This is a genomic window from Micromonospora eburnea (assembly GCF_900090225.1).
Lineage (GTDB): Bacteria > Actinomycetota > Actinomycetes > Mycobacteriales > Micromonosporaceae > Micromonospora > Micromonospora eburnea.
This window is the reverse complement of record NZ_FMHY01000002.1, coordinates 6217316-6238038: the sequence shown is the minus strand read 5'-3', so window position 1 is coordinate 6238038 and position 20723 is coordinate 6217316. Positions and strand designations below refer to the sequence as shown.

The 20723-nt window shown below is 72.4% G+C and carries 22 protein-coding genes; 11 read left to right on the top strand and 11 right to left on the bottom strand.

All coding sequences use genetic code 11. The annotated features are described in order from the left end of the window. The first annotated feature begins 174 nt into the window (after positions 1–174). The 3 genes from GA0070604_RS27070 (at position 175) to GA0070604_RS27060 (ending at position 1458) form a co-directional block, all read left to right on the top strand. Complete coding sequence (locus GA0070604_RS27070) at positions 175–378, top strand: cold-shock protein (RefSeq protein WP_067374184.1); 204 nt, start codon at positions 175–177, stop codon at positions 376–378. A 235-nt stretch (positions 379–613) separates the two neighbouring features. Next, complete coding sequence (locus GA0070604_RS27065; RefSeq protein WP_091124672.1) at positions 614–814, top strand: hypothetical protein; 201 nt, start codon at positions 614–616, stop codon at positions 812–814. Between the two features lie 89 nt (positions 815–903). After that, positions 904–1458, top strand: coding sequence for a DUF2690 domain-containing protein (locus tag GA0070604_RS27060; RefSeq protein WP_167363581.1), 555 nt, complete (start codon positions 904–906; stop codon positions 1456–1458). 138 nt (positions 1459–1596) lie between these two features. On the opposite strand, the gene GA0070604_RS27055 is transcribed toward GA0070604_RS27060, so the two are convergent. The 3 genes from GA0070604_RS27055 to GA0070604_RS27045 are packed head-to-tail and all read right to left on the bottom strand — an operon-like array spanning position 1597 to position 4308. After that, the gene (locus tag GA0070604_RS27055; protein WP_091124666.1) at positions 1597–2481 is read right to left on the bottom strand and encodes an ABC transporter permease; all 885 of its coding nucleotides are present in this window, start codon (positions 2479–2481) and stop codon (positions 1597–1599) included. Next, positions 2471–3250 carry an ABC transporter ATP-binding protein gene (locus GA0070604_RS27050; protein WP_091124663.1) on the bottom strand — a complete coding sequence of 260 codons (780 nt, stop codon included), beginning with the start codon at positions 3248–3250 and terminating at the stop codon, positions 2471–2473. Before GA0070604_RS27050 ends, GA0070604_RS27055 begins: the two co-directional genes overlap by 11 nt. Further along, on the bottom strand, positions 3247–4308 hold the full coding sequence (locus GA0070604_RS27045) for an ABC transporter substrate-binding protein (RefSeq protein WP_091124660.1): 1062 nt from the start codon (positions 4306–4308) through the stop codon (positions 3247–3249). Before GA0070604_RS27045 ends, GA0070604_RS27050 begins: the two co-directional genes overlap by 4 nt. A 228-nt stretch (positions 4309–4536) precedes the next feature. Between GA0070604_RS27045 and GA0070604_RS27040 the strand changes: the two genes are divergently transcribed. The 3 genes from GA0070604_RS27040 to nudC all read left to right on the top strand — a co-directional run bounded on the left by GA0070604_RS27040 (position 4537) and on the right by nudC (position 8399). Continuing rightward, positions 4537–5844: a M16 family metallopeptidase gene (locus GA0070604_RS27040; RefSeq protein ID WP_091124656.1), complete on the top strand. Its 1308-nt coding sequence runs from the start codon at positions 4537–4539 to the stop codon at positions 5842–5844. 235 nt (positions 5845–6079) lie between these two features. Then, entirely contained in the window at positions 6080–7417 is a 1338-nt protein-coding gene (locus tag GA0070604_RS27035) for a M16 family metallopeptidase (protein WP_091124653.1), read from the top strand. A 37-nt stretch (positions 7418–7454) separates the two neighbouring features. After that, complete coding sequence (gene nudC / locus GA0070604_RS27030; RefSeq protein ID WP_091124650.1) at positions 7455–8399, top strand: NAD(+) diphosphatase; 945 nt, start codon at positions 7455–7457, stop codon at positions 8397–8399. A 144-nt stretch (positions 8400–8543) separates the two neighbouring features. Here the strand turns inward: nudC and GA0070604_RS27025 are convergent, their stop codons facing one another. From GA0070604_RS27025 to GA0070604_RS27010, 4 genes are all read right to left on the bottom strand, one after another. Further along, a complete protein-coding gene (locus GA0070604_RS27025) occupies positions 8544–8813 on the bottom strand; it encodes a hypothetical protein (RefSeq protein ID WP_091124647.1) in 270 nt (89 codons plus the stop codon). 209 nt (positions 8814–9022) lie between these two features. Next, complete coding sequence (locus tag GA0070604_RS27020) at positions 9023–9262, bottom strand: DUF397 domain-containing protein (RefSeq protein WP_091124645.1); 240 nt, start codon at positions 9260–9262, stop codon at positions 9023–9025. Positions 9263–9337: 75 nt separating this feature from the next. Next, a complete protein-coding gene (locus tag GA0070604_RS27015) occupies positions 9338–10318 on the bottom strand; it encodes a helix-turn-helix domain-containing protein (RefSeq protein WP_091124641.1) in 981 nt (326 codons plus the stop codon). Between the two features lie 452 nt (positions 10319–10770). Next, a complete protein-coding gene (locus tag GA0070604_RS27010) occupies positions 10771–11013 on the bottom strand; it encodes a mycoredoxin (protein WP_091127444.1) in 243 nt (80 codons plus the stop codon). Positions 11014–11107: 94 nt separating this feature from the next. Here GA0070604_RS27010 and GA0070604_RS27005 point away from each other — a divergent pair, with 94 nt between their 5' ends. From GA0070604_RS27005 to GA0070604_RS26995, 3 genes are all read left to right on the top strand, one after another. Then, positions 11108–13255 carry an ATP-dependent DNA helicase UvrD2 gene (locus GA0070604_RS27005; RefSeq protein WP_091124637.1) on the top strand — a complete coding sequence of 716 codons (2148 nt, stop codon included), beginning with the start codon at positions 11108–11110 and terminating at the stop codon, positions 13253–13255. 136 nt (positions 13256–13391) lie between these two features. Then, positions 13392–13649 (top strand): hypothetical protein, encoded by a 258-nt coding sequence (locus GA0070604_RS27000; protein WP_208602174.1) that lies wholly within the window; start codon positions 13392–13394, stop codon positions 13647–13649. 141 nt (positions 13650–13790) lie between these two features. Beyond that, positions 13791–14156, top strand: a complete 366-nt coding sequence (locus GA0070604_RS26995; RefSeq protein ID WP_091124631.1) for a WhiB family transcriptional regulator — start codon at positions 13791–13793, stop codon at positions 14154–14156. Between the two features lie 401 nt (positions 14157–14557). On the opposite strand, the gene GA0070604_RS26990 is transcribed toward GA0070604_RS26995, so the two are convergent. The 3 genes from GA0070604_RS26990 to GA0070604_RS32790 form a co-directional block, all read right to left on the bottom strand. Then, the gene (locus GA0070604_RS26990) at positions 14558–15904 is read right to left on the bottom strand and encodes an ABC1 kinase family protein (RefSeq protein WP_091124627.1); all 1347 of its coding nucleotides are present in this window, start codon (positions 15902–15904) and stop codon (positions 14558–14560) included. A gap of 10 nt (positions 15905–15914) precedes the next feature. Next, positions 15915–17027, bottom strand: coding sequence for a TOMM precursor leader peptide-binding protein (locus GA0070604_RS26985; protein WP_091124623.1), 1113 nt, complete (start codon positions 17025–17027; stop codon positions 15915–15917). A gap of 258 nt (positions 17028–17285) precedes the next feature. Beyond that, a complete protein-coding gene (locus GA0070604_RS32790) occupies positions 17286–17453 on the bottom strand; it encodes a DUF5679 domain-containing protein (RefSeq protein WP_012014940.1) in 168 nt (55 codons plus the stop codon). Positions 17454–17971: 518 nt separating this feature from the next. On the opposite strand from GA0070604_RS32790, the gene GA0070604_RS26980 reads away from it, so the two are divergent. Together GA0070604_RS26980 and GA0070604_RS26975 are read left to right on the top strand one after the other, a co-directional pair. Then, on the top strand, positions 17972–18493 hold the full coding sequence (locus GA0070604_RS26980; RefSeq protein ID WP_091124620.1) for a M48 metallopeptidase family protein: 522 nt from the start codon (positions 17972–17974) through the stop codon (positions 18491–18493). 56 nt (positions 18494–18549) lie between these two features. After that, positions 18550–19215, top strand: a complete 666-nt coding sequence (locus GA0070604_RS26975; protein ID WP_091124617.1) for a hypothetical protein — start codon at positions 18550–18552, stop codon at positions 19213–19215. 97 nt (positions 19216–19312) lie between these two features. Here GA0070604_RS26975 and GA0070604_RS26970 read toward each other — a convergent pair whose 3' ends face one another. Beyond that, positions 19313–20581 carry a zinc-dependent metalloprotease gene (locus GA0070604_RS26970; RefSeq protein ID WP_167363580.1) on the bottom strand — a complete coding sequence of 423 codons (1269 nt, stop codon included), beginning with the start codon at positions 20579–20581 and terminating at the stop codon, positions 19313–19315. Positions 20582–20723: the final 142 nt, after the last annotated feature.

Below are 20723 nucleotides of genomic sequence, written 5' to 3'. Positions count from 1 at the left end.
TTTGGTTTCCAGAGGCTCTGTGTGCGCCTGGCGGATTGTGGCCCAGGCGCACTTTTGTTGTGTCCGGAGTTCTCCGGACGGGGCGACCAGCAGCGACAGGTGCGCCGGGTGGCGTACCACCATTCCGGCCCGCGACAGGCGCGGGTCGGACCGTTCCGTCAAAGGAGACGAACAATGGCCATCGGCACTGTCAAGTGGTTCAACGCTGACAAGGGCTTCGGCTTCATCACCCCGGACGGCGGCGGCGCCGACGTCTTCGCCCACTTCTCCGCCATCCAGACCTCGGGCTACCGCTCGCTGGACGAGAACCAGCGGGTCGAGTTCGAGGTGACCCAGGGCCAGAAGGGCCCGCAGGCGGAGAACATCCGCCCGCTCTGAGCCGCGCTCCCCAACGTCGGGACACGCGGCGCGCCCCACCCGGGCGCGACGGCGCGGCCGGCCCGCATCCAGCGCGGCCGGCCGGCCGTACAGCCCTTCCCCTTGGGCCGGGACTTCGAGTCGGGAATCAGGCGCGAAAAGGGTCTGATTGACGACAGGCTCGGGCGGCCGGCGTGATCGATGCTTGGCGCGGGGGTGCACGGGCCGGCCGAGCCGGCCACGCGGGAGGGGTGTCATGGCCGGCGATGCCGAGTCGGGGGCGGCGCGTGAGCTGCTGATGGTGTTGCTGGTCGCGGGGGCGGGCCTGCTGCTCGCCGTGCTCGCGGCGTTCGCGCCCTGGCCCCAGTGGCCAGGTCACGCCGCCCCGGCCAGCCTGGTCGAACTGCACGGACCGGACGAGGCGCAGCCTCCGGCGGTCGGGCTGACCGCAGGCTAGCCCCGCCGGCGCGTCATGGCGGTCGGGTGGCTCCTGCCGTGATTCTGTGATGGCCGCGTGATGACGCGGTGATGATGTGTTCTCGCACCATGGCTTCGCCCATTCTGGAGCGATTGGACGAGAACATGCGAGTGTTGAGCAAGCTGCGGGTATGGCGGGTGGCAGCGGTCACCTCCCGGCGTCGGCTGGCCCGTGTCGCGGCCGGCCTGGCCGCCGCCGTGGTCGCCGGGATGATGGCCGTGCCCTCACCGGCGTCGGCCGCCACCGTGGGCTGTGGCAGTGCCTGCGACAACAAGGACCCGCAGACGTACGTCGCCATGGTCGACCAGGCCGGTTACTGCTACATGGACGCGAAGACGGTGTCGACCGCCAGCTACGTCGAGTTGCGGTACAGCCCCTGGTGCCGGACGGCCTGGGGCCGGCAGACCGGCAGCTACGGCTACCTCAGCGGTGTGCTGGTCCGCAGCTACCGCACCGACGGCAGCCTCCGGGCAACCTACGACAGCCAGACCTCGGACGGTGCTTGGTCGCGGATGGCCAACGACAAGGGTCTGCTGGCCCAGGCCTGCTTCTACCAGTACGACAGCGAACTCGACTTCATGAACGACAAGAAGCACGTCCTGTACTGCACGGGCAAATACTGATCGGTCCCGCCGTCGGCGTCCACCCCCGGCCCGCGCCGGCCAGGGTGGACGCCGTCGGCGTAACCGCCGGTGGAGGCCACCGCCCCGGTGGCGTCGGCGACGGCGAGCATGGCCAAAAGCGCGGAGACGTACACGGCGTCAGTTGCCGGCCTGGTCCAGCACGCCCCACCGGCGGCGGATCGCCTTGTCGGCCGCGCCGAAGGCGGCGTCCACGCCGAGCCCCACCACCAGGATGACGATCATGATCGCCATCAGCCGGGGCGCCTCGCTGAGCTCTCGGGCGTAGGTGAGCTGCGCGCCGATCGAGGTCCGGGTGGCGATGACCACCAGCAACTCGCCGGCCATCAGGCTGCGCCAGGCGAACGCCCAGCCCTGCTTGAGTCCGGCCACGATGGCGGGCAGCGCCGCGGGCGCGATGACGTACCGGTAGAGGTTGAGGCCCCGGGCGCCGAGGTTGCGGCCGGCCCGCACCAGCAGCGGCGGCACGTAGTCGACGCCGTGGATGACGCCGTTGGCGACCGACGGCGCCGCGCCGAGCACCACCACGAAGAAGATCGCCTGCTCGCTGAGCTGGAAGAGCAGGATGGCCAGCGGGAACCAGGCGATCGACGGCATGGTCTGCAGGGCGGTGATCATCGAGCCGAGGGCGGCCCGGAGCACCTTCACCCGGGCCACGGCGAGGCCGAGCGTCAGCCCGACGGCGACCGCGGCGGCGAAGCCGACGGCGGCCCGCCGGCCGGTGGTCGCCAGGCCGTCCCAGAGCGCCGAGCTGACCAGGTAGTGGCCGAGGTCCGCGAAGACCGTCGCCGGGCCGGGCAGGGCCCACGGGTCCTTCCAGCCGGTCCAGACCACGCCCTGCCAGATCGCGATGGCCAGGGCCAGCGCGGCCAGCTTCGGCCACAGCGCCGACCAGGCCCGGCGCAGTCGGGTCGGGCTCTGCTCGCGGCCCGCGATCTCCAGCGCGTCCAGGCCGGTGATCTCCGCGTCGGTACGCGACGACCCGGCGAGCGTGTCACTGGCCATGACGGCCCACCTCCGTACGCAGCCGCTCGGTGACCTCGGCGGCGATGGTCGCGATCTCCGGGGAGTCGATCCGGCGGGGCCGGGGCACGTCGACCCGGGTGGACCAGATGATCCGGCCGGGCCGGCTGGAGAGCAGGATGATCCGGTCGGCGAGGCGGGCCGCCTCGCGGACGTTGTGGGTCACGAAGAGCACGGTGAGCTTCCGCTCGGACCAGATCCGTTCCAACTCGTCGTGCAGGATGTCCCGGGTCATCGCGTCGAGTGCGCCGAACGGCTCGTCCATCAGCAGCACCGGCGTGTCCAGCGCGAGGGTACGGGCCAGGGCGACGCGCTGCCGCATGCCGCCGGAGAGCTGGTGTGGGCGCCTGCGACCGAAGTCGGCCAGGTGGACCGTGCGCAGCAACTCGGCGACCCGTGCCCGGCGCTCGTCCCGGGGCAGCCCGCGCAGCTTGAGCGGCACCTCGACGTTCGACTCGACGGTGAGCCACGGGAACAGGGCCGACTCCTGGAACATCAGGCCGGGGTTGATCCCCTCACCGAGGTCGATCTGCCCGCCGCTGACCCGGTCCAGCCCGGCGACCAGGTTGAGCAGGGTGCTCTTGCCGCAGCCGGAGGCGCCGACCAGACAGACGAACTCGCCCGGGGCGACGTCCAGCGTCACCCCGTCCAGGGCCAGGACGGCGTGCTCGCCCTGGCCGTACACCTTGGTCACGCCGCGCAGCGCGACCGAGCCGGTCGCGCCGCGCGGGAGGGTCGTGGTCGACGTCACGGCAGGGTGACCTCGGGCTTGCCCTGCGCCTTGAGTACCTCGTTGAGGTACGTCAGGTCGTAGAGGCCGGTGAGGTCCACGGGCTCGGTCAACTCGACGGCGACCGCGTGGTCCAGGCCGACCTTCAGCGAGGACGGGATCGGGTCGTTGGTGAACTCCAGAGTGGGCCACGCCTGCTTGATCAGCTTGAGGTCCAGCGGTTTGCCGGTGATCTTGCCGATGTGGTCGGAGACGGCCTGCTGGGCCTCGTCCGGCTTGCTGTTGACGAAGTCGTTCGCCGCGACCTGCCCCTCGACCAGCTTCTTCACCACGTCGGGGTGGGCCTTCAGGAACTTGGTGCTGACGATCAGGTTGGTGATCACGAACTTCTTGTCCGGCCAGAGGTCGCGCTCGTCGATCAGCACCTTGCCACCGGCGTTGACCAGCCGGGAGACGAACGGCTCCGGCACCCAGGCGCCGTCGATGGCGCCGCTGGTGAAGGTCTCCACCGTCTGCGCGTTCTCCTGTGGGACGACCTTGACGTCGCCGCCGCCCTCCTTGGTGGCGGTCAGGCCCTGCTCCTTGAGCCAGTAGCGCAGCGCCACGTCCTGGGTGTTGCCGAGCTGCGGGGTGGCGATCTTCTTGCCGCGCAGTTGCTCGACCGACGTGATCCCCGGCTTCACCACCAGCGCGACGCCGCCGGAGGCGGCGCCGGAGACGACCCGGACCGCCTCGCCCTTGGACTTGGAGAAGGCGTTCACGGTCGGGTTCGGGCCGATGTACGTGGCGTCGAGCGCGCCGGAGAAGAGCGCCTCGATGGCGGCCGGGCCGGCGTTGAAGGTCTTCGTGTCGAGCTTGACGCCGCTGCCGAGCGTCTCGGCGAAGATTCCCTTTTCCACCCCGACCACTGCCGGCGCGTGGGTGATGTTGGGGAAGTAGCCGAGGCGCAGCGTCACCGGACCGGATCCGCCGGAGCTGTCGGTGTCGTCGCCGCAGGCCGCGGTGGCGCCCAGGGTGGCCGCGCCGACCACGGCGAGGGTGGCCACGGAGAGCAGTCGACGGAAGGGAAGCCGTCTCATCGGGTATCCAATCCACAGTATTCCTACTTACTTGGTAGGAAGAGTGGGGCAGGCGATGGGCGGCGTCAAGGCCTATCCACGATCCGGGAATGGCGACCCGGAGGGTCCCGGTATTTCCTACCTGTTCGGTGGAGTAAGTGGCACTGGTCGACCGATCGCCACGACGGCCGTCCGGAGTGCCGCGTCACACGGCCGGTGCGGCCGGTGCGGACACGTTAGGGTCGATCCGTGCCGCCGAGAGCGAGAATTCCAGCGACGAAGTACCCGGTCGAGCGGTTCACCCTCGACAACGGCCTGCGGGTGGTGCTCACCCCCGACCGCAGCGCCCCGGTGATCGGGGTGGCGGTGGTCTACGACGTCGGCATCCGGTCCGAGCCGGAGGGCCGCACCGGCTTCGCCCACCTCTTCGAGCACCTGATGTTCCAAGGCTCGGAGAACCTGGAGAAGCTGGCCCACTTCCGGCACGTCCAGGGCGCCGGGGGGACCTTCAACGGCTCCACCCACCTGGACTACACCGACTACTTCGAGACCCTGCCGAGCAACGCGCTGGAACGGGCCCTCTTCCTGGAGGCCGACCGGATGCGCGGCCCCCGGCTGACCGAGGAGAACCTGCGCAACCAGGTCGACGTGGTCAAGGAGGAGATCCGGGTCAACGTGCTCAACCGGCCGTACGGCGGGTTCCCCTGGCTGACCCTGCCGCCGGTCATGTTCGATACCTTCCCCAACGCGCACGACGGCTACGGCTCCTTCGACGATCTGGAATCGGCCACCGTCGCCGACGCCGCCGACTTCTTCCGCCGCTACTACGCCAGCGGCAACGCCGTCCTCGCCGTCAGCGGGGACATCGACGTGGCCGAGGCGACCGCGCTGATCGAGCGGCACTTCGGGGACGTGCCGGCCCGACCCGCCCCGCGCCGGCCCGACTTCGCCGAGCCCGACCTGACCGCCGAGCGACGCACCTCGTACACCGACCGGCTGGCCCCGCTGCCGGCGGTGGCCGGGGCCTGGCGGGTGCCCGACCCGGTGACCGACTTCTCCGGTTACCTGCCGTACGTGGTCCTCGCCGAGGTGCTCACCGACGGCGACGCGTCCCGGCTGGTCGAGCGGCTGGTGCAGCGGGACCGCACGGTCACCAGTCTCGGTGGCTACCTCGGCTTCATGGGCGACCCGTTCGACGTGCGCGACCCCACCGCGCTGCTGCTCCAGGCCCACCTGCCGCCCGGCGGCGACGTCGACAAGGTGCTGCGCACCATCGACGAGGAACTGGACCGGCTCGCCACCGACGGGCTGACCGAGGGGGAGCTGGCCCGCACCCAGGCCCGGATGGCCACCCACCTGCTGCGGGACACCGACGCGGTGCTCGGCCGGGCGCTGCGGATGGCCGTACTCGAACAGCAGCGCGGCGAGCCGGGCCTGCTCAACGAGCTGCCCCGGCTGGTCGGCGAGGTGACCGAGGAGCAGGTCCTCGCCGCCGCCGCCACCCTGCGGCCGCAACGCCGCGCGTCCATTGAGGTCATCCCGGGAGGTGCCCGGTGAGCGCGAGGAGTGAGCCGGGTTTGCGAGCCCCGCAGTCGCGAACGAAGACCGGCCCGGTGAGCGCGAGGAGTGAGCCGGGTTTGCGAGCCCCGCAGTCGCGAACGAAGACCGGCCCGGTGAGCGCGAGGAGTGAGCCGGGTTTGCGAGCCTTGCAGTCGCGAACGAGGACCGGCTCGGTGAGCGCGAGGAGTGAGCCGGGTTTGCGAGCCTTGCAGTCGCGAACGGAGGAAGATCAGTGACGGCAACCGTGGAGACCGGGACCCGGCCGCTGCCGCCGCTCGGGCCCACCCGCAGGCTCAAGGTGCCGACGCAGGCCGAGCGCACGCTCGCCAACGGGCTCACCGTGATCGCCGTACGCCGGAAGGCGGTTCCGCTGGTCGAGCTGCGGCTGTGGATGCCGTTCGGGCGTACCCACCTGGCCCGCGGCGGGATGCTCGCGCAGACCATCCTTTCCGGCACGGCGACGCACACCGCGACCCAGATCGCGGCCGAGCTGCAGAAGGTCGGCGGCGGGCTCTCCGCCGGGATCGACCCGGACCGGCTGATGCTGTCCGGGGCCAGCCTGGTCAGCGGCCTGGGCCGGATGCTGGAGCTGCTCGCCGACGTGCTGACCGGGGCCGTCTACCCCGGTGATTGGGTGGAGACCGAGCGGGACCGACTGGTCGACCGGATCCAGGTCGCCCGGAGCCAGCCCGCTCACCTGGCCCGGACCGCGCTGCTCAAGCGGATCTACGGCAAGCATCCGTACGCGGTGCAGACCCCCGAGCCGGACGAGGTGCGCACGGTTCGGCCACCGGTGCTGCGCAAGCTGCACGCCGAGCGGGTGCACCCGGCCGGCGCGGTGCTGGTGCTGGTCGGCGACGTGCAGCCGGAACGGGCCCTGGACGCCGCCGAACAGGCGCTCGCCGGCTGGGACGGGGCCGGGAAGGTCGTTGAGCTGCCGCCCGCGCCGCCGCTGGAGCCCGGCCCGCTGCTGCTGGTCGATCGGCCCGGTTCGGTGCAGTCCTCGCTGCGGATCGCCCTGCCGGCGGTGCCCCGTACGCACCCCGACCACGCCGCCCTGCAACTGGCCAACCTGCTCTTCGGTGGTTACTTCTCGTCCCGCTGGGTGGAGAACATCCGGGAGGACAAGGGCTACACGTACGGGCCGCACTCGGTGGTGGAGCATTCGGTGGCCGGGTCGGTGCTGGTCGCCGCCGCCGAGGTGGCCACCGAGGTCACCGCACCCGCGCTGCTGGAGACCTGGTACGAGCTGGGTCGCCTCGCCGCCCTGCCGGCCAAGCCGGAGGAGCTGGAGCAGGCCCGCCAGTACGCCCTCGGCACGCTCCAGCTCGGCATGTCGACCCAGGCCGGGCTGGCATCGCTGACCAGCGCGTACGCCGGCAACGGGCTGCGCCTGGACTTCCTCGCCGAGCATGCCGCCCGGCTGGCGAAGGCGACCGTGGACGACGTCGCCGAGGCGGCGGCACGCTACCTCGCACCGGCGAAGGCGGTCACCGTGATCCTCGGTGACGCCGAGCGGATCGCGGAGCCGCTGGCCGCGCTCACCGAGGTCCGGACGGAGCCGGCGTGAGCGAGCGGACCATCGGGCTGAGCAGCGGGGCGGCGGTGTGAGCGGCGAGGTCTGTCCGCCACTGGCCCGGTCCACGCTGGACCGGGCGGCGCACCGGCGTACCGACCCGGACTGGCTCGCCGAGGCGTGGGAGCGGGCCCGGGTGCTGGTGCTGGACTCGACCGACGATGGCCGGGCGCTGGTGCGCGGTGAGGCCGCCCCGCCGGAGCTGGTGCTGGTCGGCCCGGACGAGCTGCCCGAGGTGCCCCGCTCGGTGCCGATGTTCCTCGGCATCGAGCCGGACGGCGTACCGGTCTTCGCGGTGGACGCGCCGCTGCCGGAGCTGCCCGGCACCCGCCGGGTCAGCCTGCGCGACGTGGGGCACCTGCTGGCCGACCGGGACGCGGGGATCTTCACCACCGGGCTCGCCCTGTTGAACTGGCACGTCCGGCACGGCTACTCGTCGATCAGCGGGCACTCCACGCAGGTCGACGAGGCCGGCTGGTCACGGGTCGACGCGCTCGGCCAGCGGGTCTGGCCGCACACGGACCCGGCGATGATCGTGCTGGTCCACGACGCGGTGGACGGCCCGGAGGGGCGCTGCCTGCTCGGCAGCAACGCCGCCTGGGCACACACCCCGGGGGAGCGCCGCTACTCCTGCCTGGCCGGCTACGTCGAGCCGGGGGAGTCGGCCGAGGCCGCCGTGCTCCGCGAGGTCCGCGAGGAGGTCGGCGTCGAGGTCGCGGAGATCTCGTACGCGGGCAGCCAGTCCTGGCCGTTCCCCGGCTCGCTGATGCTCGGCTTCCTGGCCCGCGCCGACGCCGACGAGCCGATCCGGGTGGATCCCGCGGAGATCGCCCACGCCCGCTGGTTCACCCGGCGGGAGATCGGCGCGGCGCTGGCCGGGGAGGTGGTCGACGTGTGCGGGGAGCGGCTGGTCCTCCCGCCGCCCTCCTCGATCGCCCTGTTTCTCGTCCATCGCTGGCTCGACGGCCACTCCTGACCGTGGAGGGCGGCGGGACGTGGCCCCGGCCCGGAACCGTCGTTGCCGCGGCGGTCCCGGGCCGGGAAAACGGGCCGTCGCGGCCGGGTGAGGCAGGGAACGCGGCGGGGGAGCCGGTCCGACCACGACGGACGTCAGCTGTGGTCAGCCGCCGTCCCAGCGGTAGGGGTGACCGGGGTCGGCCTCCTCGAGCGGGAGCACCTTGACCCGGTGCCGGCCGGCGCGTACGGCTCCGACGCACGCCAGAGCCCGGGCCAGCAGCAGGGCGGCGTCCCGGTCCTCGGCGTGGACGACCTGGCGGCGTGGCTCCGGCGTGGTGGTCTCGTCCCGCAGTCGGCCGCCACCGGCCCAGGCGGCGGCGATGTCGGTGTCGGCGGCGGCACGGATCTCGGTGCGGACGATCAGGAACCGCATGGGTGTCCCCCGGGACGGACGGATACGCGCTGGAACTTCCACGTCACTCTTTTGACATGTTACGCCCGGTGTTCGTCTCAGCAAGTGAAACTCGACGATCGTTCGGGGGCGTCGACCGATCGGATGAGTCCAGGTCAGCACCATTGTCGGGGGCGGATACGCGACGGGGCCGTCGGCGCGACGCCAACGGCCCCGGTGCGCTCGGTGGATCAGTTCAGCGCGAACTGACCGTTCTTCGCGCCGGCGATGAAGCCCAGCCATCCGGCCCGGTTGAACAACAGCACCGGCCCGCTCGGGTTCTTGCTGTCCCGGAGCGCCACCGCCGCCGGCCCGGTACGCAGGGGCGCGACCTCAACGCAGTTCGAGGTCTGACTGCGGGTGCTCTTGCGCCAGGCGGCACCGGCCAACTGCTGCGCGAGGTCGCACGAGCTGTTGCGGATCTCGTTCATGGTTCTGCTCCTGATCTGGAGTGCTCCGATGGGGACGAGTGACGCCGCCCGTCCGGACTGCCAGATCCCCGTGGATCACCGGTCCGTCGTCAGGCGGCCCGAGCCGCGGCGGCGCTGGGCCGGCGCCGATGCCGGCCCGAACGCCGCAGTGGACTCGACTGCCGATTCGGTCAGCCGTCCCGTCGCCTCGATGAGCCAGGAGAGGGTGTCCGATGCGGAGAGCGCCGCCGAGCGTAGCCACTCGAACACCACTTTATAGCGATTTAGGGTGTTTGCCTCGGTCGACATGACGTCGGTGAACCCGCCCTCGATGGCCAGGGTCTCCGGGTCGAGCGGATCGGCGAACCGGTAGACCGAGAACGCGGTCGGCGGGAGGTACCAGTCGCCGATCCGGGTGTCGCGCAGCAGCAGGTGCAGCGTCACATTCGGCAGCATGGCCAGCTCGCAGAGGTGGACGATCTGCTCGTGCAGCACCGCCGGTGGGCCGGCCCGCCGGCCGAGCGCCGCCTCCTCCAGCACCGCCGTGTAGCGCGGCGCGTCGGGGGAGCGGGTCAGTAGCGACTGGCGGGCCTGGCGGGCGCGTACCTCGGTCTCCGGGTCCTCGCCCTCCGCGTCGCCGGCCTGCTCCGCCACCCGGGACGCGGAGCTGATCCGGTGCCGGGCGTACCCCGGGGTCTGGAGCAGCCCGGGGACCAGCACCGGGTTGTACTCGGAGATCTCGGCGCAGCCCGCCTCCAGTTCGGCGAAGCCGCGTTGCTGCTGGGTCATCACCGGGAAGTTGCGCAGCCAGCCCCGCATGTCGCCGGCTTCCAGGGTGATCCCCAGCAGTTCCTCGCGCAGCTCATCGTCGGCCTCGTAGAGGGCCAGCAGGACGCCGACGTCGTCGGGATCGGGACGGCTGCGCCCGTTCTCCAGGCGGGACAGTTTGGACGCGGAGGCCCAGCCGATCCGCTCGATGACCTGATCGCCGGTGAGGCCGGCGCGCTCACGCAGCCGGCGCAACTCGGTGCCGAGCCTGCGACGCCGCAGGATCGGGCCTGGTACGGCAGGAGGCACGGTGTCCTCTTTCCGTCGACCGTCGCCGCACGCGACGGTAACTGTATGAAGTTCGGCCCCCACGGTCAGTATGGACGGCGCGACCGGTATCGGAGGTTCCGGCGAGGGCGTGTCTTGCGACAAAAAGTGGACTCTGGAAGGGCGCCTGACCGGCTCGGACGGCATAGCCAGGGCGATCCGTCTTCGCGATCGTCGCGCCGATGGTCCTGGCCGCGCTGGTCGGCTGGCTCGTCGACCGGTACCGGCGTCGGCCGTTCCTCAGGCCCGGCACCACGCCGTCTGGATCATCTACGCGGTGGCGGCCGGTTACCGCTGACCCCACCCCCATCCCGGCCCCTCGCCACCCGTTGCCCGCCGTCGATCATGAAGTTGTCGTCACGACACGCCCTGCTCAAGGGCGATAACTTCGTGATGCCGGGGCGGGACGGGGGCGGGGGCGGGGCGGTGGTGGGTCAGGCGGAGAGGGCGGCCAGGTGCTGCTTGACCTGGGTGATCGAGGGGTTGGTGAGGGCGCTGCCATCGGCGAAACGCAGGGTCGGGACGGTCTGGTTGCCACCGTTGACGCTCATCACGAACTCCGCGGCCTGCGGATCCTGCTCGATGTCGACCACCTCGTACCCGATGCCCTCCCGGTCGAGCTGCGACTTCAGCCGGTGGCAGTAGCCGCACCACGGGGTGGAATACATCGTCAACATGGTCAGGTCCTCCAAGGGGGGAAGGCTCACGCCCGGCCGGATCAGGCCAGGCTAGCCGCTGCAACATCGCGGAGGGCTGAGATGATTCCTTGTTGTGGCGGTTCACTCAGCGGCGGAACGGGTGCTCGCCGGACTGGATCCGGAGCAGCGGTCCGCGGTGACCGCCCCGGCCGGTCCGGTGTGCATCCTGGCCGGCGCCGGGACCGGCAAGACCCGGGCGGTGACCGCCCGGATCGCCCACCGCGCGCTCACCGGCGACATCTCCGCCCGGCACGTGCTGGCGGTCACCTTCACCGCCCGTGCCGCCGCCGAGATGCGGGCCCGGCTCGCCGCGCTCGGGGTGGGCAACGTCCAGGCACGCACCTTCCACGCGGCGGCGCTGCGCCAGGTGCGCTACTTCGCGCCCCGGCTGCTGGACGGGCGCGCCATGCCGGAGCTGCTGGACAGCAAGGTCCGGGTGGTCACCCTGGCCGCCGCCAAGGTGGGCCTGCGCGCCGACCGGGCCGCCGCCCGCGACCTCGCCGGTGAGATCGAGTGGGCCAAGTCATCCCTGGTCGAGCCCGGAGAGTACGTGGTGGCCGCGGCCAAGGCGCTGCGGGAGACCCCGTACGAGCCGGCGAAGGTGGCCGAGGTCTTCGCCGCGTACGAGCGGCTCAAGCGCGGCAACGGCGTGATCGACTTCGAGGACATGCTGCGCGCCGCCGTCTGGGGCGTCGAGGAGCACGCCGACGTCGCCGAGCAGGTACGCGGCCAGTACCGGCACTTCGTCGTCGACGAGTACCAGGACGTCAACCCGCTCCAGCAGCGGCTGCTGGACGCCTGGCTCGGCGGCCGGGACGACCTGACCGTGGTCGGCGACGCCAGCCAGACGATCTACTCGTTCACCGGGGCGACCTCGTCGTACCTGGTCGACTTCCCGCGTCGGTACCGCACCGCCACGGTGGTCCGGCTGGTCCGCGACTACCGTTCCACGCCGCAGGTGGTCGGGCTGGCCAACGCGGTGATCTCGCAGGCCCGGGGCGCCGAGGCCCGGCTGCGGCTGGAGCTGCACGGCCAGCGCGCGCCCGGCCCCGAACCCGAGTTGCGGATCTTCACCGACGAGCCGGCCGAGGCGAACGCGGTCGCCGCCCGCTGCCGGACGCTGATCGACGGCGGCACCCCGGCCCGGGAGATCGCGGTGCTGTTCCGCACCAACGCGCAGTCCGAGGCGTACGAGAAGGCGCTCACCGAGGCGCGGGTGCCGTACCAGGTGCAGGGGGCGGAACGCTTCTTCGAACGGCCCGAGGTGCGGCAGGCGATGGTGGCGCTGCGTGCCGCCACCCGGTCCATCCCTGGGGAGACCCCACTGCCGGCCGCCGTGGTGGAGGGGCTCGCCGCGGTCGGCTGGGCGCCCGACGCGCCCCCGGCCGGCGGTGCCGCCCGGGAGCGGTGGGAGGCGCTCGCCGCCCTGGTCCAGCTCGCCGAGGAATACGCGGCGACGCCGCCGGTGGTGCCGATCGGGGAGGCCGCCGCGGTCGAGCGGCCGGTGACGCTGGCCGACTTCAACGAGGAGTTGGCCAGGCGGGCGGCCCAGCAGCACGTGCCCACGGTGGAGGGGGTGACGCTGGCCTCGCTGCACTCCGCCAAGGGCCTGGAGTGGGACGCGGTCTTCCTGGTCGGCCTCGTCGAGGGCACCCTGCCCACCTCCTACGCCAAGACGCCGGAGCAGGTCGAGGAGGAGCGGCGGCTGCTCTACGTGGGGATCACCCGGGCTCGGGAGTGGCTCTGGCTGTCGTACGCCGCGGCCCGCTCGCCGGGCGGACGGGCCCGGCGGCCGTCCCGCTTCCTGCCGCAGCTCGACCGCTCGGGCGGCACCGAGCGGGCCGGTGCCGGCGCGGCCCGGCGCACCGAGCGACGCCGGACCCAGGTGATCTCCTGCCGGATCTGCGGCGCCACCCTGCTCGCCGGGGCGGACCGCAAGCTCGGGCGTTGCCCGACCTGCCCGTCCGACCTCGACGAGGAGCTGCACGAGCGGCTGCGCGAGTGGCGGCAGCGGGTGGCCGAGGCGCAGCGCGTGCCGGCGTACGTGGTCTTCACCGACGCGACGCTGGTTGCGCTGGCCGAGCGGCGGCCGGGACGCAGCGAGGAGCTGATCGCGATCGCCGGGATCGGACCCCGCAAACTGGGACTTTACGGTGATACCGTGCTGGCTCTGGTGGCGGGCGCGGCGGTGGACGATGTCTGCCCACAGAAAAGTTTTTAGATCTTGCCGTAAATCGTTTGCCCTCGCCCCGAGGCGAGGAATAGCCTCAGAGCACACCTCACGAGCGGCGTCATTCGGGCTGCTCACGGGGGATGAGTCCATGGTCGGCACGAGGAAAGTCAGGGAGGTGGCATCAATGGAGAAGACCTACGTTTACGAGCGTCCGGCGGCGATGCCAGCTGCCTGCGCTCCGCTGTCGGCCGTCCGGGTGGCCCTTGCCGCTCGACCGTCGGTTTCGCAGGTGCACCAGGTCCAGGTTCAGGCCGAGCTGAACCTGCTCATGGCAGCGCTGGCGGAAGTCGAGGGGACCAGTGGCTTCACGGGCATGGGCATCGTCGGCGCCAAGAAGCGCACCGATGTCCGCGGTGTTCCACCTCGAGGTAGACCGGTCTGATCCATCAGACCACCGGCTCACCTCGAGGCCGCGGAACCCGCATACCGGGATCCGCGGCCTCAGTTTTTTTGCACCGCCGTAGTGCCCAAGTACGTCGGAACGCGATCCACGAGATCGAAGTGAGAGAGAGGTGACCGGAGGATGAGTCTGGCGTTGGCCCCGCTCGACATGACCGTCGAGATGGAGGCGAACCTGCCCTGTCGGAAGTTCGACCCCGACCTGTGGTTCTCCGACGCGCCCACCGAGCTGGAGCTGGCCAAGTCGCTCTGCGGGGACTGCCCGCTGCGCGTCGAGTGCCTTGCCGGCGCGGTGGAGCGTGCCGAGCCGTGGGGGGTCTGGGGCGGCGAGATCTTCGAGCGTGGCGCGGTCGTCCCGCGTAAGCGGCCCCGTGGCCGTCCGCGTAAGGAGGACCTCGCCCGCGACGCCCAGCTCCGGGTCGAGGCCGAGGCGCGACTGGCGGCCAGTGGGCTGTCCGAGTCGCGTAACACGGTCCGGCTGGCAGCCTGACAAGTTCCCGATCCACACGTCCCCGCCGGTGTCCCACCGGCCGCGAGAAAGTCGAAACCCATGATGCACCTGCCGAACGGAACCGAGATGCAACTACTTCACGAAGCGTTGTCCAGGGCTCGAATGCCCCGGCCTCAGGCCGGTCGCACCACCACGAGCACTGAGGCAACCCGTTCCGCCCGTAACGTCGCGATGAAGAGCCGCAACCAGTCGGCTCGCGACCTGGGCGTTCTCTAGATCCCTACCGATTACGACGGGGCGGCGGCCGGATGGCCGCCGCCCCCGTGGCGTTCTCCGCCGCGGTCGGCATCCCGGTCGCCTCGTCGTCCCCGGACCGGGGCAGGCCGGCGAGGATCCGGGCGACACGCCCCAGCCCGGCGGTGGCGGGACGCGGCCGGCGCTCAGCTCACCGGGGCGAAGCCGGGCAGCCAGCGCTCCAGGATCGCCCGGTAGGGCGCCTTCGCCTCCAACTGGCAGAGCACCCCGATCGAGCCCAACGTCACCCGGTGGATCATCAGATAGGACGGGGGCAGGTTGAGCTGCCGGCTCAGCTGGAACGAGGGCGATCGGGGGCTGGCCAGCCGGGTGGCCTCGGAGCGGAGCCAGGCCCGGGTGAACCGGAACTCATCCTCGGCGACCGGCGTCAGCATCGGCTGGAGCCACTCCAGGAGCGCCTGCGCGTCGATCGGCTCGGTCTGGCTGACGAAGCCCTCCTCGCGCAGCCCGGCCACCACCGCGTCCGCCTCGCCGCGCAGGGCCATTCCGGCGAGCCGGCCGATCGGCTCGGGGGTGCCCTCCGGCATCCGCGCCACCGCGCCGAAGTCGATCACACCGAGCCGGCCGTCCGGGAGCAGCCGGAAGTTGCCCGGATGCGGGTCGGCGTGCAGCAGCCCGGCGCGCATCGGCGCCGACAGGTGCAGCTCGGCCATCAGCCGGCCGGCATCGTCGCGCTGCTGCTCGGTGCCGTTCCGGATGATCTCCGCGAGCGGGATGCCCTCCACCCATTCGGTGATCAGCACCCGGGGCGAGGCGTCCAGCACCGCCGGGATGAAGATCTCCGGGTCGTCGGCGTACGCCGCGGCGAAGGCCCGCTGCGACTCGGCCTCCAGCTCGTAGTCCAGCTCCTCGGTGATCCGCTCGCGCAGCTCGACGAGGAGCGGCTTGACGTCCAGCCCGGGCTGGATCGCGCGGAACATGCCGCCCAGCCGGGAGAGCTGCTTCAGGTCGGCGAGCAGGGCGTCCCCGGCGCCCGGGTACTGGATCTTCACGGCGACGTCCCGGTGGTGCGGTGCGCCGCCCGGGCCGTACCCCGGGTCGCGCCAGACCGCGCGGTGCACCTGGCCGATGCTGGCGGCGGCGGCCGGGGTGTCGTTGAACTCCACGAACCGGTCCCGCCAGTCCGGCCCGAGCTGCTCGGCGAGCACCTTGTGCACGGTCGCCGCGGGCAGCGGCGGGGCGGCCTCCTGGAGCTTGGTGAGCGCCTGGCGGTAGGGCCCGGCGATCTCCTCGGGCAGCGCCGCCTCGAAGACCGACAGCGCCTGCCCGAACTTCATCGCCCCGCCCTTGAGTTGCCCGAGCACGCTGAACAGTTGCTCGGCGGTGCGTTGCTGGATCTCGGCGGAGATGACGTCGGACGCGAGCCCGGTGACCCGCTTGCCCATGCCGAGGACGGTCCGGCCGGCGAAGCCGAGCGGCAGAGCGGCGAGCTTGGCGGTCCGGGACACGGCCCGGCGCGGGATGTCGGTCACCCGGTCATTGTTACCGACTCGACGGCCCCCCTGCTGCTGCGAGCCGGGAGCGGGTGATGCCGATTCGGGTCGGGCGGCGCCCGGAACACCCACAGGAGGGGTGCGGCGGCCACTGACGGCGGCGGAACCGGCCGGCCCCGGCGATCTCGACGGCGCAGCCGGGGGTCTCCGGAACGCCACCGTCGAGGTGGGCCAGCGCCTCCGCCGCCGCGTACGCCGCCGCCGCCAGCCGGGTGGTGGCGGCGCACGGGCGCTCGGTCTCGTCGGTCGCGAGCTGGGCGGCGAGCGCCGGCCAGTCCGGGTCACGGTCGACCCGGTGCAGGTCGAGACAGTTCAGGCAGGGCCCGGCCGGTGGCCGCACCAGCGGGCCGATCACCGGCACCCCGCCGCGCAGGTCGATCAGGAGGTGGGGCTGCCGGCGCTGCGCGTACCGGGCGGCCAGCAGCGCCGCGGGACGGTCCGTGCCGAGCTGGATCACCAGGTCGACGCGGCCGTGCGGGAGCGGCCCGGTCTTCGTCCCCGGCGCGCACCGGACGAGCGCGTCACGGACGGCCGTGGCCAGCGGCCGGCCCAACTCGGCAACGCTCAGGCCGGTCCCGACCAGGTCGCCCGCGCGGACCGGGCCGGCCAGGTCGGGCGCCACGTGGCCGACGCCGGCCTGGGCCAGCGCGACGGCGACCGCCCCGCCGAGCCGGCCGGCCCCGGTGACCAGCACGCGGGCCGCCCGGCGGCGGCGCAGGACCTGGGCCGGGGTGGCGGGGAGCCCGGCGGGGGTCAGGGGCAGGGCCGCGGCCTCGTCGGCCAGCCGGGCCCGGACCGGCCCGGCGAGGTCGCGGGGCAGCAGGCTGTGCGCCGGTACGACGAGACCGGCGGCCCGGAGCGTGTCCAGCAGAACCCGGGCCTCGTCCGGTGGCACCTGGACCATGGCCGCGTACGCGAGGACGGCGCGCTCGCTGCGGGTGCCGTCCAGCAGGTCGAGCAGGCGGGTGGCCGAGGGGTTGGCCACCTCCAGCAGGACGGCCCGGCCCGGTTCGAGCCCGAGTTGGAGGGTGTGGCGGTCCCGCCAGAGTCGGGTCAGGCCTGGCAGGAGCGTCGGACGGGCGAGCGGGGTGCGGGCGGTCATGCCACGAATCGTTACCGTATCCGCGCTGTCCGTGGCTTGTTGTCCACAGGTGCGCCCGACCATATCCAGGGCTGTCCACAGGAAAAGCCGGCTTATCCACAACCGGGCGGTAACCGGTGTCGGTCGGCCGACAGTCACCGGCCGGACGTGACGCGGGGGAGGGCGACCGATGGCCGGTCGTCCCTCCCCCACGCGACCCGGCTACGAAGGTGCCGGCGGGCCCACGTCTGCCGGTCCGCCCGGCGGCACCTTCGTGGGTCAGACCTTGGCCTTGCCGAGGATGCGGTTCACTGTTGTGCCGCACACCGGGCACTTGCCCTTGGCCATGTTCATGCCGGTCTTCGAGACCTCCACGCGTCCCTCGAAGTCCCGCTTCTCCTTGCACTTGACGCAGTAACCGTTGTACGTCTGGGCCTGGTCGGCCACGCTAGCCCTCCTCGTCTCGTCCGCCGGGCACGCCCAGCGGGTTTCCCTGCGGCGGGCCACCGTGGCTCCGGCGCCGGGGGTTTCGGCGATCACGCGCGTGACCGCCGGTTGGCGGACCCTACCCAGCTCTGGGCGGTTCCATGTCAGCTGTACGTCGACTCTGTGAGCAAGCCGACGACGAGAGTGTGCATGCCGGGTTAGGTCGGATAAGTCAGTTTGGCGGGGACACGCCGGGTGAATGCACTCAGATTCCCCTTCGGGCAGCCCCCCGCGACGTCCCGTCCGTAGATCACCTAACGTGTGCGAGGGGCGATGGGTGACGGCCTGCGGGCCGGTTCGGATCGCCACGAAGGGTGACCGGAGCCAATTGGGTGGGTACCGCAACGAAAATTTTCAGGACTCCCCGCGACCAATCATCATTTTCCGGGCGCGTGTCGTCGTGTTGACTCTTGCGGACCCCTGGTCAGTACGCATTAGCTTGCCTTCGTGACAGTCATCCGAGGCTGCGCGGAGCGGTAATGGCCGGGACGCGGAAGCCGGTCGTCGAGGTGCGGCGCAGTCAGCGCCGGCGACGTACAGTGTCCGCGTATCGGGACGGGGAACGGGTCGTGGTGCTCATCCCCGACCAGTTCTCCCGGGCCGAGGAGAGCGAGTGGGTCGACCGGATGCTGGCCCGGCTCGCCGCCCGGGAGGGCCGGCTCGCCCGCTCCGACGCGGAGCTGCTGGCCCGGGCCACCCGTCTGATCAACCTCTACCTGCCCGAGCACCGCACCGTGGCCGCCCCGGTCAGTGTTCGCTGGGTCACCAACCAGAACGGTCGCTGGGGCTCGTGCACCCCCGCCGACCGCACCATCCGGATCTCCCACCGGATCCAGGACATGCCCGACTGGGTGATCGACTATGTGCTTCTGCACGAGCTGGCACACCTGATCGTGCCCAGCCACAACGCGCAGTTCTGGGGCCTGGTCGGCCGGTACCCGAAGACCGAACGGGCCCGGGGCTACCTGGAGGGCGTCGCCTCCGTCGCCCTGGCCGGCTGAGCCGAGGGCACCGGCCACGGGCGGCCCGCGCGGCGCGGCCCGGGTTAGGGTCGGGCATGAACCGACGTGTGGTGGTGGCGTTGCTCGGGCCGGTGACCTGGGCGCCGCCGGGGATCGATCCGACGCGGTGGCGCACCGCGCTCGCGGAGGACGTCGTGGACCTGCTCGCCACGCTCAACGAGGTGGAGACCGCGGTGGCGGTGCCGGCCGGGGACCGCTGGCTGGCCGACGCCGTGGTCTGGCCCGGCACCACGGTGTACGAGGTGCGCGAGCCCACGGCCAACGCCGTGTTCGCGGCGTTGGCCGCCGACCACGCCGCCACCAGCGCCGACGAGGCCGGGTCGCCGGGCGGTGCCGCCGCGCCGGCCCGGTACGACCAGGCGGCGGTGGTGGCCGCCGACGCGCCCGACCTGCCCGGGCTCACCGTCGCCAAGCTGCTCCGGCCGCTGTCCAGCCGACCGGTGGCGGTCGCCCCGGTGGAGGGGAGCGGCCCGGGGCTGCTCGGCGTGGCCGCGCGGCTGCCCGTACCGGACTGGTTGCCCGAGGTGGACCTGGCGACGGCGGCGCCGGCCGACGTGCGCGCCGCCGCCCCGCGCCCGGGGGACGTCGCCGTCACCGCGGGCTGGCGCCGGCTACGCGGCCCCGCCGACCTGGCGGCCCTCGACCCGGCCTTCGACGGCTGGGACGCCACCCGCGCCCTCCTCTCCCCGCACCCCCACTAGGGCCAGCGGAGCCACAAATGCCGGGAGTGGTGGCCTCGACGCGCGGTTGAGACCACCAGTTCCCGGATGTTGTGCGGTGGAACGGGGTGGGGAGGGATCAGGGCTTGTCGTCGTCGGTGGGAGGGTGCTCCTCGGGGGCGCCGGGGGCGGTGAAGTCGAAGTTGGCCAGCTCCTCGTCCAGGTCGCTGGTCGTCGCCGCGAACGCCTCCGGGTTGGCGAAGTCGTCGTCCGACGGGAGCAGGTCCGGGTGACCCCAGACCGCGTCCCGGCCGGCGATCCCGCGGTGCTCGGTGAGCGCCGCCCAGAGCACCGTCGCCTCGCGCAGCCGGCGGGGCCGCAGCTCCAGACCGACCAGGGCGGCGAACGTCTGTTCGGCCGGCCCACCCGCGGCACGGCGCCGGCGGAACGCCTCGCCGAGGCGTACGACGTTGGGCAGCCGGTCGCCCGCGGCGCTGTCGACCACGTGGCACACCCAGCCCTCCACCAGGGCGAGCACGGTCTCCAGCCGGGCCAGGCTGGCCTTCTGCGCCGGGCTGTCCTCGGGGGTGAAGATGCCTTCCAGGGCGATCGCCTGCATCGACTCCGGGTCGGTCGGGTCGACCCGACCCATCGCCTCCTCGATCGCCTCCCGGTTGACCCGGATGCCGGCGGCGTAGTTCTCCACCGCGGTGAGCACGTGCCCGCGCAGCCACGGCACGTGCTGGAAGAGCCGCTGGTGGGCGGCCTCGCGCAGGGCGACGTAGAGGCGTACCTCGTCCTCGGGCAGCTCCAGGCCCTCGCCGTACGCCCGGATGTTGGCCGGGACGAGCGCGGCGGTGCCGGCCGGGCCGAGCGGCAGGCCGATGTCGCCGGCGGAGAGCACCTCGGCGGCGAGCGAGCCGAGCGCCTGGCCGAGCTGGCCGCCGAAGAGCGCGCCGCCCAGCGTGGCGACCATCGACTGCATCGGGCCGAGCTGGGCCCGGGCCTCCGGGGGGACCAGGTCGCCCATCGCGCCGACCATCCGGCTGGCCACCGGGTCGCAGAGCTTGCGCCACACGTCGAGGGTTTTGTAGATCCACTCGTTGCGGTTCCAGGCGACCGACGTCCGGATGCCGGAGGGCCACGAGGTGGCCGGCTCCAGCCAGAGGTCGGCGATGCGCAGCGCCTCCTCCACCGCGTTGCGTTCGAACGGCGAGACCGCCGGGTCGCCGGCGGCGGCGAGCTGACTCGCGGCCACCTGCCGGGCGAGGTCCCAGTTGACCGGTCCGCTGCCCGACGCGGAGAGCAGATGCTGCAACTGCGTCATGAACTGCTGCATCTGTGCGGGGTCGTTGGGGTCTGGTGGTTGCCCACCCGGGAGCGCGAAGCCGAACGGAATATCAGGCACGTCGTCTACGGTACGCGGCCGGTCACAGTTCGGCCCCGCGCCGCCCGGCGGCAATGCGGACCGGATGACACCGCGTCGCAGGTCGCGCCTGTCGGCGTTGCGCTGAGGGCGAAGTACGCCGGTCGTCCGGCCGGAGCGACGG